Origin of the sequence: Pseudoxanthomonas sp. PXM01 (assembly GCF_014851815.1) — a bacterium.
GTDB lineage: Bacteria > Pseudomonadota > Gammaproteobacteria > Xanthomonadales > Xanthomonadaceae > Pseudoxanthomonas_A.
In genome coordinates, this window is record NZ_JACVAJ010000001.1 from 1,165,840 (window position 1) to 1,178,528 (window position 12,689).

Annotated in this window: 9 protein-coding genes; all 9 read left to right on the forward strand. The window is 67.5% G+C overall.

The window, feature by feature from the left end:
• Positions 1 to 8: 8 nt before the first annotated feature.
• Positions 9 to 1,385 (forward strand): RIP metalloprotease RseP, encoded by a 1,377-nt coding sequence (gene rseP / locus IB230_RS05285; RefSeq protein WP_192269603.1) that lies wholly within the window; start codon positions 9 to 11, stop codon positions 1,383 to 1,385.
• A 122-nt stretch (positions 1,386 to 1,507) separates the two neighbouring features.
• A complete protein-coding gene (gene bamA, locus IB230_RS05290) occupies positions 1,508 to 3,988 on the forward strand; it encodes an outer membrane protein assembly factor BamA (protein WP_192269606.1) in 2,481 nt (826 codons plus the stop codon).
• 117 nt (positions 3,989 to 4,105) lie between these two features.
• A complete protein-coding gene (gene lpxD / locus IB230_RS05295) occupies positions 4,106 to 5,125 on the forward strand; it encodes a UDP-3-O-(3-hydroxymyristoyl)glucosamine N-acyltransferase (protein WP_192269609.1) in 1,020 nt (339 codons plus the stop codon).
• The gene (fabZ, locus tag IB230_RS05300; protein ID WP_062354858.1) at positions 5,125 to 5,580 is read left to right on the forward strand and encodes a 3-hydroxyacyl-ACP dehydratase FabZ; all 456 of its coding nucleotides are present in this window, start codon (positions 5,125 to 5,127) and stop codon (positions 5,578 to 5,580) included. Before lpxD ends, fabZ begins: the two co-directional genes overlap by 1 nt.
• Before the next feature lies 1 nt (position 5,581).
• Positions 5,582 to 6,370, forward strand: coding sequence for an acyl-ACP--UDP-N-acetylglucosamine O-acyltransferase (gene lpxA, locus IB230_RS05305; RefSeq protein ID WP_192269612.1), 789 nt, complete (start codon positions 5,582 to 5,584; stop codon positions 6,368 to 6,370).
• Positions 6,370 to 7,572 (forward strand): lipid-A-disaccharide synthase, encoded by a 1,203-nt coding sequence (gene lpxB, locus IB230_RS05310; RefSeq protein ID WP_192269615.1) that lies wholly within the window; start codon positions 6,370 to 6,372, stop codon positions 7,570 to 7,572. The genes lpxA and lpxB overlap by 1 nt, the downstream gene beginning before the upstream one ends.
• A 139-nt stretch (positions 7,573 to 7,711) precedes the next feature.
• Complete coding sequence (gene rnhB, locus IB230_RS05315; RefSeq protein ID WP_192269618.1) at positions 7,712 to 8,317, forward strand: ribonuclease HII; 606 nt, start codon at positions 7,712 to 7,714, stop codon at positions 8,315 to 8,317.
• A gap of 147 nt (positions 8,318 to 8,464) precedes the next feature.
• Entirely contained in the window at positions 8,465 to 8,869 is a 405-nt protein-coding gene (locus IB230_RS05320; protein ID WP_192269621.1) for a hypothetical protein, read from the forward strand.
• A gap of 201 nt (positions 8,870 to 9,070) precedes the next feature.
• Complete coding sequence (gene dnaE / locus IB230_RS05325) at positions 9,071 to 12,628, forward strand: DNA polymerase III subunit alpha (protein ID WP_192269624.1); 3,558 nt, start codon at positions 9,071 to 9,073, stop codon at positions 12,626 to 12,628.
• Positions 12,629 to 12,689 lie beyond the last annotated feature (61 nt).

Genomic DNA, 12,689 nt, shown 5'->3' on the forward strand with positions numbered 1-12,689 from the left:
GACATCCGATGAGTGAAGTGCTGGGCTCAATCTGGTGGATGATCGTGGCGCTCGGCGTGCTGGTCACGTTCCACGAATTCGGCCACTACTGGGTGGCGCGCCGCTGCGGCGTCAAGGTGCTGCGCTTCTCGGTGGGCTTCGGCAAGCCGCTGTGGTCGCGCCGCGACCGCCATGGCACCGAATTCGCGGTCGCCGCCATTCCGCTGGGTGGCTACGTCAAGATGCTGGACGAAGCCGAGGGCGATGTCCCCGCCGCGCAGCTCGACCAGGCCTTCAACCGCAAGTCCGTCTGGCAGCGCATCGCGGTGGTCGCCGCCGGCCCGCTGGCCAACATCCTGCTGTGCGTGATCCTGCTGTGGGCGATGTTCGTCATCGGCAAGCAGGACTACTCGGCCACCCTAGGCAGCGTCTCCGGCATCGCCGCCGAGGCCGGTTTCCAGCGTGGCGACCGGATCGTCCGGGTCGGCGATCGCACCATCGACACCTGGACCGATGCGTCCATCGTGCTGACCAAGGCGGCGATCGATGGCGACGACCTCCCCGTGGAGGTCGAAACGGCCTCGGGGTCCAGCGCCACGCGTACCCTGCCGCTGTCGCGGCTGCCGGCCGGCTTCGACCAGGAGAACGCCATCGGCCTCAGCGGGCTCGTATGGCAGCACTGGGTCACGCCTGCCGTCATCGGCAAGGTCACGCCCGGCGCGGTGGCGGACGGGGTGCTGAAGCCGGGCGACACGGTGACCGCCGTGGACGGCCACACCGTGCATGGATTCGATGACATCGCCCGCCAGGTCGACGCGCTCGGCAAGCGCGGCGGCGCGGCCATGATCGAGGTGGATCGTGCAGGCGAGCGGCTGGCGTTCGAACTGACGCCCCGCTGGACCAGGCACCCTGAAGCGGACAAGGGCCACTACTGGGCGCTCGGCCTGGCTCCCCCGGACAAGAGGCAGATGCCTGCCTACGACGCCCGGCTCCACTTCGGCCCACTGGCCGCCGTGCCGGCGGCGCTGCACGAGACCGGCAAGCTGACCTCCGACTCGCTGGGCATGATCCGCCGCATGCTGACCGGCGACGCCTCGCTGAAGAACGTCTCGGGGCCGATCACCATCGCCCAGGTCGCCAATGTCTCGGCCCAGCGCGGGCCGGACTGGTTCCTCTGGTTCCTGGCGGCGATGTCCCTCAGCCTGGCCATCATCAACCTGCTGCCGATCCCCGTCTTGGACGGCGGGCACCTGCTGTATTACCTTATTGAATTGGTCAAGGGCAGCCCCTTGAGCGAGCGCCACATGGTGGCCGGACAATACGTGGGCCTGGCGGCACTGGCGGGCCTGATGGGACTGGCGTTCTACAACGACATCCTGCGTCTGATGACGCGTCTGGTGACCTGATGCCCCTGAACTTCCACGGGCCGGCCCGCTCCAAGGTGGCCGCCCCTCCCCTTGCTGCACCCCGGACCGCTGCCCCGCAGTCCACTCCTGCTCCGCAGGAACCACCCCAACCGGATGTAATGATGACGCGACTGCCTTCCCGCCGCCTGCTTGCCCTCGCCCTGGCTTCGGCCATCGCCATGCCGGCACTGGCCCAGACGACGGAACCCGCTGCCGCGCCCTTGGCCGCCGCGCCGCTGAGCCAAGGCTCGTTCACGGCGACGGACATCCGCATCGACGGTCTGCAGCGCATCTCGACCGGTACGGCGCTGACCTACCTGCCGATCGAGCGTGGCGATGTCGTCACGCCGACCAACGTGGGCGAGTCCATCCGCGCGCTCTACAAGACCGGCTTCTTCGAGGACGTGAAGCTCGACCGCCAGGGCGACATCCTGGTCGTCACGGTCACCGAGCGGCCGGCGATCAACAAGCTGACGCTGACCGGCAACAAGGACATCAAGACCGAGGACCTGACCTCGGGCCTGAAGGACATCGGCCTGGCCGAGGGCGAAACCTTCGACCGCCTCAGCCTGGACCGCGTGACGCAGGAACTGGTGCGCCAGTACAACAACCGCGGCAAGTACAACGTCGAGATCACCCCGACCGTCAGCCCGCTGGACCGCAACCGCGTCGACGTCACCATCGCGGTCAAGGAAGGCAAGGCCGCCAAGATCAAGCACGTCAATGTGGTCGGCGCCGAGAAGTTCGCCACCGAAGACCTGCTGGAAAACTGGGAATCCAAGGAATCCAGCTGGCTGTCGTGGTACCGCCGCGACGACCAGTACTCGAAGGAAAAGCTGTCGGGCGACATGGAGCGCCTGAACTCCTGGTACCTCGACCGCGGCTACGTGGACTTCAACATCGACTCCACGCAGGTGTCGATCAGTCCCGACAAGCGCGACATGTTCATCACCGCCGGCATCACCGAGGGCGAGCAGTACAAGATCTCCGACGTCAAGGTCACGGGCGATACCGTGCTGCCCAAGGAGGAGATCGAGAAGCTGGTGATCGTGAAGCCGGAGCAGACGTTCTCCCGCATCCTGCTGGAGATGACCGCCGACTCGATCACCGCCACGCTGGGCAACATCGGCCACGCGTTCGCGGAGGTCAATCCCATCCCGACCGTCGATCGCGAGAACCGCACCGTCGCGATCAACCTGCAGGTGGTGCCGGGCCCGCGCGTCAACGTGCGCCGCATCGTGTTCAAGGGCAATACGCGAACCTCGGACGAAGTGCTGCGTCGCGAAATGCGCCAGTTCGAGGGCAGCTGGTTCTCGCAGGTCGCGGTCGACCGCTCGCGCGTGCGCCTGCGCCGCCTGGGTTACTTCGAGACCGTCGACGTGGAGACCACGCCCGTGCCGGGCACCAACGACCAGGTCGACGTGGTCTTCAACGTGAAGGAAACCACGTCCGGCAGCTTCGTGTTCGGCCTGGGCTATTCGCAGCTGTCCGGCCTGACCACGTCGATCCAACTGTCGCAGAACAACTTCCTCGGCGGCGGCAACCGCGTGTCCGTCGAAGCGCAGCGCAGCGACTACCTGCAGCGTTATTCGTTCTCGTACACGAACCCGTTCTTCACCGACGAGGGCATGTCGCTGGGCTACAACCTGTGGTGGCGCGAGTTCGATTACTCGGACTTCAACACCGCCCAGTACTCGACCACCAGCGCGGCAGCGCAGGGCGTCCTGGGCCTGCCGATCACCGAGAACGACACCGTCTCGCTGCTGTTCGGCATCGACAGCAACGAGATCCTGACGTTCGGCGGCTCCACGCCGCAGTCGATCATCGACTACATCGATGCGGTCGGCCAGCGCACCTTCCATGCCTGGCGCACCGAGATCGGCTGGGCACGCGACACGCGCAACGACTACTTCATGCCTACCGGCGGCACCTACCAGCGCGTGTCGGCCGAGATCGCGTTGCCCGGCTCCACCGTGCAGTACTACAAGCTCAACTACGAGTTCTCCAAGTACTGGTCGCTCAGCCCCTCGTTCGTGCTGAACACCCGCGCGGAAGTCGGTTACGGCGACAGCTACGGCTCCGACACCTACCGCTACATCTGCCGCGCGAACGGTTCGGATCCGCAGATCCCGGGCCAGGGCACCACCACCGCACCCGGTGCCGACGGCACGTGTGCCGATGGCGGCACGCTGGACAAGACACTGGTCGCCACCGGCCTGCCGTTCTTCGAGAACTTCTACGCCGGCGGTACGCGCTCGGTGCGTGGCTTCCGCGACAACACGCTGGGCCCGCGCTCGGAAGTGATCGCAGGCTATCGCGGCCAGCCGCTGGGCGGTTCGCTGAAGACCACGGGTTCGGTGGAGCTGATCTTCCCGAAGCTGTTCGACTCCAACGCGGCACGCGTCTCGGCGTTCTTCGACTTCGGCAACGTGTTCGACGGGACGGACAACTTCGACGCAGGCGAACTGCGCGCCTCGACGGGCGTCGCCCTGCTGTGGCGTGCGCCGGTCGGCCCGATCTCGATCAGCTATGCCTTCCCGATCAAGAAGGAAGACGGCGACGAGCTGGAGCGCCTGCAGTTCACCTTCGGCGGCGCGTTCTGACGTAGGCGCCAGACAACCCGGACCGCAGACAGGGGGGGCGCAAGCCCCCCTTCTGCTGTTCACCATACGCCACCGTGAAAGCGGTTCGCGGGCCGCAGGGGCTAAACTACGCGGCCTATGACCCACCCCTCCTTCACCACCGGCGAACTGGCCGCCCGCTTCGGGCTGGAGCTGCGCGGCGACATCGACCTGCGCATCGACGGCGTGGCCACCCTGGCCCGCGCCGAGCCGGGGCAGCTCGCCTTCCTGGCCAATAGCCGCTACCGCGGCCAACTGACGGACAGCCGGGCGAGCGTGGTCGTCCTGCGCGCGGATGACGCCGCGGATGCCACCGGCGCCGTGCTGATCGCGAAGGACCCGTACACCGCGTTCGCCAAGATGGCGGCGCTGTTCGAGCAGAAGCCGCTGCGTGAGCCGGGCATCCATCCGAGCGCCGTCATCGATCCGAGTGCGCGTGTCGCGCCTGGTGCCCATGTGGGCCCGTTCGTCGTTATCGGGGCGCGCAGTACCGTCGGCGAAGGCGCCGTCTTGGGCCCCGGCTGCGTGATCGGCGACGACTGCGTGGTCGGCGATGGCTGCGAACTGGTCGCCCGCGTCACCCTGGTCACGCGCGTGCGTCTGGGTCATCGCGTGCTGGTCCATCCCGGCGCCGTGATCGGCGCCGATGGTTTCGGCCTGGCGATGGACAGCGGCCACTGGATCAAGGTGCCGCAGCTCGGCGGCGTAGTGGTCGGCGACGATTGCGAAATCGGTGCCAACACCACGATCGACCGTGGCGCGCTCGACGACACGGTGCTGGAAGAAGACGTCCGCCTCGACAACCAGATCCAGATCGGCCACAACGTCCGCATCGGCGCGCACACCGCGATGGCCGGCTGCAGCGCCGCCGCCGGCAGTGCGCGCATCGGCCGCTACTGCCTGATCGGCGGCGCGGCCGGCGTCCTGGGCCATCTGGAGATCTGCGACCGCGTGGTGGTCACCGCCATGTCGCTGGTGACCAGTTCCATCACCGAGCCCGGCGAATACTCCAGCGGCACGCCGCTCACCGACAACCGTACCTGGCGCAAGAACGCCGCCCGCTTCAAGCAACTGGACGCCCTCGCACGACGGGTGCTGGCAGCCGACAAGGAATCCTGATGACCCTAGACCTGCAACTACCGATCGACGCCGCCACCATCCGCAAGCTGCTGCCGCACCGCTATCCGTTCCTGCTGGTGGACCGTGTGGTGGAGTTCGAAAAGGACAAGCGCGTGCTGGCCTACAAGAACATCACCCAGAATGAGCCCTTCTTCACCGGTCACTTCCCGGACCGTCCGATCATGCCCGGCGTGCTGATCATCGAGGCGCTGGCGCAGGCCGGTGGCCTGCTGACGCAACTCTCGCACCAGGGCGATACCGCGGGCCGCATGTTCTACATGGTGAAGGTGGAGAACGCGCGCTTCACCCGCATGGTGGTGCCGGGCGATCGCCTGGACCTCGACGTCACCCTGAAGCGGCTGATTCGCAACATGGCCTTCTACACCGGCGTGGCCTCGGTCAACGGCGAACAGGTCGCCTGTGCCGACGTGCTGTGCGCCGAGGACACCCGCTGAGATGAGCGCCCCCACCGCCATCCATCCCAGCGCGGTCGTCGATCCCGGCGCGGTGCTGGGCGAAGGCGTGCGCATCGGGCCGTTCGCCTACATCGGCCCGGACGTCGAGATCGGCGACGGCACGGTGATCGGTCCGCATTGCACCGTCACCGGCCCCACCCGCATCGGCCGCGACAATGTGTTCGTCGGCCACGCTGCGATCGGCGGCGATCCGCAGGACAAGAAGTTCAAGGGCGAGCGCGTCGAGCTGGTCATCGGTGATCGCAACCAGGTGCGCGAGTTCGTCACCCTGAACCGCGGTACCGGTACCGGCGGCGGCATCACCCGCGTCGGCAGCGACAACATGCTGCTCGCCTACACGCACGTGGCGCACGACTGCATCGTCGGCAACCACTGCGTGTTCTCCAACAACTCCACCCTGGCCGGCCACGTGACTGTCGAGGACTGGGTGATCATGAGCGGCTTCGCCGGCGTGCACCAGTTCTGCCGTGTCGGCGCGCACGCCTTCATCGGCATGGGCGTGCTGCTGAGCGGCGACGTGCCGCCCTTCACGATGGTCGCGGGCGACGCCGCCGGCCGCCCGCGCGGCATCAACAGCGAAGGGCTCAAACGGCGCGGCTTCGATGCCGATCGCATTGCCGCGATCAAGCGCGCCTATCGCACGCTGTACGTAGCCGGCCTGCCACTGGCGGAAGCCAAGCAGCAACTTGCCGAGCAGGCCACTGCCAGCGATGACGTGAAGGCACTGCTGCAGTTCATCGAAAGCGGCGACCGGCCGCTGCAGCGCTGATGGACCCGGTGCGGGAGCCCGGCGACGCGACTCCCGCCGCACTGCCGCTGCGCATCGCACTGTGCGCCGGCGAAGCGTCCGGCGATGGCCTCGGCGCAGGCCTGATCGCTGCGCTCCGGCAACGCTTCCCGCACGCGGAATTCGCCGGCATCGGTGGCGACGCGATGCGCGCCGCAGGCTGTGATACCTGGTTCGACGCGAACGAACTCGCGGTGATGGGCCTGGCCGAAGTGCTGCGCCATCTGCCGCGCCTGCTGCGCCTGCGCAAGGCGTTCCGCCAGCGCGTGCTGGACTGGAAGCCCGATGTCTATGTCGGCATCGATGCGCCCGACTTCAATCTCGGCATCGAGCGCTGGCTGAAGGAGCGCGGCGTCCGCACGGTGCACTACGTCAGTCCGTCGGTCTGGGCGTGGCGCGAAAAGCGCGCCGAGAAGATCGGCCGAAGCGCCGACCGCGTGCTCTGCCTGTTCCCGATGGAACCCCCGATCTACGCGAAACACGGCGTGGATGCGCGTTTCGTCGGCCATCCGATGGCCGATGACATCCCGCTGCAGCCGGACCGGGCCGCGGCACGCGCGGCGCTCGGGCTGTCGTCGGATGCACCGGTGCTGGCCGTACTACCGGGCAGCCGGCTCGGCGAGATCGGGCGACTGGCACCGGCATTTTTCGAAGCCGCGCGACGGGTCGCCGGGCAGAGTCCTGGCCTGCAGATCGTGGTGCCGGCCGCCAACGCCGCCTGCAAACAGGCTCTCGAGACACAGCTGGCCGCACACGGTGCCGACGAGGCGTGGCATCTGCTGGATGGACACGCGCGCGATGCGATGATCGCCAGCGACGTGGTGCTGCTCGCCTCCGGCACCGCCACGCTGGAAGCGATGCTGTGCAAACGACCGATGGTGGTCGGCTACCGCATCGCGCCGCTGACCTACCGCATCGTCAAGGGCTTGGGGCTGTTGAAAGTCGAGCGCTACGCCCTGCCCAACGTACTGGCGGGCGAGGACATCGCGCCAGAACTGATGCAGGACGACTGCACGCCCGAGCAGCTGTCGGCTGCCGTCCTGCGCTGGTTCCGCGAGCCGGACGCGGTCGCCGCGCTGCAACCGATCTATGCGCGATTGCATGCGCAACTGCGGCAAGATGCTTCTGCGAGTGCCGCTGATGCGGTGGCGGCGTTGATCGCTCCCCCTGTAGGAGCGACGTGAGTCGCGACCGCACGGACCGGCGCTGCGCCACCCCGTTGTTCACCCACCGGGCGCGTTGCGACGCGTTCGTCATCGCGACATCCGTGATTCGGCGGGGCGCGGTCGCGACTTACGTCGCTCCTACAGTCGGCCGTTCCCGATGACGGGCTCCTCGCTGTTCCCGGATCCCGTCGTTCGCCTCATTGCCGGCGTCGACGAAGCCGGTCGCGGCCCGCTAGCCGGACCGGTCGCCGTCGCGGCGGTGATCCTGGATGAGTGCCGGCCCATCGCAGGACTGAACGATTCCAAGCAGCTCAGCGAAGCGAAACGCGAAGCGCTGTTTCCGTTGATCCAGGAACGTGCCCTGGCATGGCACGTCACCTTCGTCGAGCCCGACGAGATCGATCGCCTCAACATCCTGCAGGCGACGATGGAAGGCATGCGCCGGGCCGTCATGGCGCTGCGGCCGTTTCCGGAGCTGGTCCGCATCGATGGCAACCGCGCGCCGAAAGGGTTGAACTGCATGGCGGAAACGCTGGTCGGCGGCGATGCCATCGAACCGGCGATCATGGCCGCCTCGATCCTGGCGAAAGTGTCGCGCGACCGCCTGATGGTGCAGTTGCATGCGACATTCCCGCAGTACGGCTTCGACGTGCACAAGGGCTATCCCACACCCGCGCACCTGTCCGCGCTGACGCAGCACGGTCCGTGCACGCACCACCGGCATAGCTTCGCGCCCGTGCGCAAGGCACTCGACCGGCGCTGACCGCGCGCGTCACCGCGCGTGACCATCGGCACGGTGCCCATGGTCACGATGGCTTCCAGCAGGCGCGCATATCGCATCGCAAGGGCACCATGGCCCTGCATCCCGCGCTCCCTGCGCCGGGAGCCCTCTTCCCCCACGAGGTGCGCCATGACCGTGTTGCATGCCGTTGTTTCCTCTCCTCATCCGCCACGTCCCATCGACGACACGCGCGCGCAACTGCTGCGCAGCCTGTTGGCCGACCGTGACTGGTCCCAGGATGCCGCCTTGCGTGCGCGCCTGCTGCAGGCCGCTGCTTCGCTCCGCGATGGCGACACGCAGCTCGACGAAGCCACCTGGCTGCTGATCGCGGACGAGACCGCTCACTATCTTGATTTCCGTCGCCTGCGCAGTCTCGAAGCAGAACTGCGCGGTTGCCCACCCGAGACGCTGGCTTATACCCGCGCCGACTGGCAAGCCGCACGCCATGCCGAGGCGGCACTGGAGTGGCACCTGCGACAGGTGCGCTTCAGCAGCTACGCCCCTGAACCGGTTCCGATGTTCCGCATCCACTGATCCGCCTCCATTCAATCCGGGCGCGGCTCCGCAGAGAGCCGCGCCCACCCCACCCCGAGCCCTCGGGTTTTCCCCTAGGCCGCCTTTCCCCGGGCGGCCTCTTTTTTTGTCGTTTGCGGGCCGTTCCGCGACGCCGGAAAGTCAAGCCTTGCCCCACCCCACCCCCGCCGGTACGCTGCCCCGACAGCACTCCGAGCCGGCATGTCTTCCCGTTTCGTCCACCTCCACCTGCACACCGAGTTCTCGCTCGCGGATTCGATCATCCGCGTGCCCGAGAAGCCGGACCATGCCGATCCCAAGAAAGCCAAGCAGGCCAACCTGCTGAGTCGGGCGGTGGAACTGGGCATGCCCGCGCTCGCGGTCACCGACCGCAACAACCTGTTCGCGCTGGTGAAGTTCTACAAGGCCGCCGAAGGCGTGGGCATCAAGCCCATCGCCGGCGCCGATCTGCTGGTCGCCGACGGCAGCGACGCGCCGTGGCCGGTGACGCTGCTGTGCCGTGATCGCGAAGGCTACCTGTCGCTGTCGCGCCTGCTGTCGCGCGCGTGGATGGAAGGCCACCGCACCGACGGCGTCGCCATCGATCCGGACTGGCTGCGCGCCGACCACCAGGGCCTGTTCGCGATCATGGGCCGGCAGAGCCTGGCAGGCCGCCTGGCACTGACCGGTCGCCATGACCTCGCCGAGCAGCACCTGGCCGACTGGCAGCGCGCCTTCGGCGACGACCTGCACCTGGAACTGACGCGCACGCAGCGCGATGGCGAAGAAGCGTTCAACGCCTTCGCCCTGCATGCCGCCGGTGCGCGCAGCCTGCCGGTGATCGCCAGCAACGATGTGCGCTTCCTGTCGCCGGACGATTTCGACGCGCACGAGGCGCGCGTCTGCATCGCCTCGGGCCGCGTGCTGGACGATCCCAAGCGTCCGCGCGACTACAGCGCCGAGCAGTACATGAAGTCGGCCGAGCAGATGGCCGAGCTGTTCGCCGACGTGCCCGACGCGATCGACAACACGCTGGCGCTGGCGCAGCGCTGCAACATCGAAATGCGGCTGGGCACCTACTTCCTGCCCGCGTATCCGGTGCCGGACGAGGAAACGCTGGACAGCTGGATCCGCAGCCAGTCCCACGACGGCTTGAAGGCACGGCTGGAGAAGAATCCGCTGGCGCCCGGCCATACCCGCGAGGACTACGAGAAGCGCCTCGACTTCGAGCTGGACACCATCTGCAAGATGGGTTTCCCCGGCTACTTCCTGATCGTGGCCGACTTCATCCAGTGGGGTAAGCACCACGGCATCCCGATCGGTCCCGGCCGTGGCTCGGGTGCCGGTTCGCTGGTGGCGTGGGCGCTGCAGATCACCGACCTGGACCCGCTGCCGTACGGCCTGCTGTTCGAGCGCTTCCTCAACCCGGAACGCGTGTCGATGCCCGACTTCGACATCGACTTCTGCATGGACCGCCGCGACGAGGTGATCGACTACGTCGCGCGCAAGTACGGCCGCGACCGCGTCAGCCAGATCATCACCTACGGCACGATGGCGGCGAAGGCGGTAGTGCGCGACGCCGGCCGCGTGCTCGGCTTCCCGTACGGCCTGGTCGACGGCGTCGCCAAGCTCATCCCGAACATCCTCGGCGTGTCGCTGAAGGACGCGATGGGCGAAGGCAGCAGCGAAGCCGCCTCGCAGGAACTGATCGACCGCTACCGCGACGAGGACGACGTCCGCGACCTGATCGACCTGGCGCGCCAGCTGGAAGACCTCACACGCAACGCCGGCAAGCACGCCGGTGGTGTGGTGATCGCGCCGTCGCCGCTGTCGGACTTCTGCCCGTTGTTCGCCGAACACGACGAAGGCGGACGCGGCAAGAACCCGGTCACCCAGTTCGACAAGGACGACGTGGAAGCGGTCGGCCTGGTGAAGTTCGACTTCCTCGGCCTGCGCACGCTGACGATCATCGACTGGGCGGTGAAGGCCATCAACCTGCGCCATGCGCGCGCGGGCGTGCCGCCGGTGGACATCACCACCATCCCGTTGGACGACGCCAGCGTCTACCGCGACGTGTTCGCCAACGGCAATACCGGCTCGGTATTCCAGTTCGAATCGACGGGCATGCGGCGTGCGCTGAAGGAAGCCAAGCCCGACCGCTTCGAGGACCTGATCGCGCTGAACGCGCTGTACCGTCCCGGCCCGATGGACATGATTCCCTCGTTCGTCGAGCGCAAGCACGGCCGCGAGGAATTCGAGTATCCCGACCCGCGCACGCGGACCATGCTGGAAGAGACCTACGGCATCATGGTCTACCAGGAGCAGGTCATGCAGATGGCGCAGATCGTCGGCGGCTACTCGCTGGGCGGCGCCGACCTGCTGCGCCGCGCGATGGGCAAGAAGGTGCCGGCCGAAATGGCCAAGCATCGCGAAATCTTCCGCGAGGGTGCGGCCAAGGGCGGCGTGGAAGAGCGCAAGGCCGACGAAATCTTCGACCTGATGGAGAAGTTCGCCGGCTACGGCTTCAACAAGTCGCACGCCGCCGCGTACTCGCTGGTCGCCTACCAGACGGCCTGGCTGAAGAAGCACTATCCGTCCGAGTTCATGGCCGCCACGCTGTCGTCGGACATGGACAAGACCGAGAAGGTGGTCGGCTTCCTCGACGAAGCGCGTGGCCTCGGCCTCAACGTGATGCCGCCGGACGTGAACCATTCGGATTTCATGTTCGTGGCCACCGATGCCAACAGCATCCGCTACGGCCTGGGCGCGGTGAAGGGCGTCGGCCAAGGCGTGTGCGAGAGCATCGTCGACGCGCGCCGCGACGGCGGTGAGTTCCGCGATCTGTTCGACTTCTGCAAGCGCGTCGATTCCTCCAAGCTCAACAAGCGCGCGCTGGAAGCGCTGATCAACGCCGGCGCGCTGGACGCACTGGGCCGCAACCGCGCCTCGCTGGCGCTGCAGTTGCCGGAGGTGTTGAAGGCCATCGACCAGATCAGCAAGAACCGCAATGCCGGCATCGTCGACATGTTCGGCTCCAGCAGCGGTGGCGACGACATCCACGTCGAACTGCAGGTCACCGACGAGTGGCCGCTGATGCAGGTGCTGCATGGCGAACGCGAAACGTTGGGGCATTACCTCAGCGGACATCCGATGGACCCGTACCGCGACGACCTGCGCTCGCTGGTCGGCAGTGACCTCAGCGAGCTGGACCGCATCTGGTCCAGTTCGTCCGGCGGCGACAAGAAGGGTTGGCGACCGGAGGTCAATGCGATCGTCGCGGGCCAGGTCGTCGGCATCCGCCGGAAGGGCGACAGCCAGGTCTTCGTGCAGCTGGAAGACGGCCGCGGCCGCATCGAATGCAGCGCGTTCTCCGACGCGCTGGCCGAGTTCGGCGCGCTGATGACGCGCGACCGCGTGCTGGTCATCAAGGGCGGCCTGCGCGAGGACGAGTTCAGCGGTGGCTACAGCCTGCGCATCCGCCAGGTGTGGGATTACGCGCAGCTCTGCCAGCAGCATGCGCACCGCCTGCAGCTGCGCCTGGACCTGCGAGTGCCCGGGCTGTGGGAACGCGTCGACGCCCTGCTGTCGCGCCATCGGCCCGGCGGCACACCGCTGCGCCTCGACCTGCTGATGACCGCCGACAGCACTGCGATCGCCGGCATGCTGGACCTCAACGGCCAGAAGGCCGTCCGCGTGGATGCCGAGCTGCTCGACGCCCTGCGCGCCATGCCCGGCGTGCGTGCGGCCAAGCCCGCTTTCAGCCGGCCCTGGGCGAACTGACGCGCCGCGTGCGCGCCATCACGGCCCTACCCCCCCGTACGTGACCGCCGGACCGCTTCGG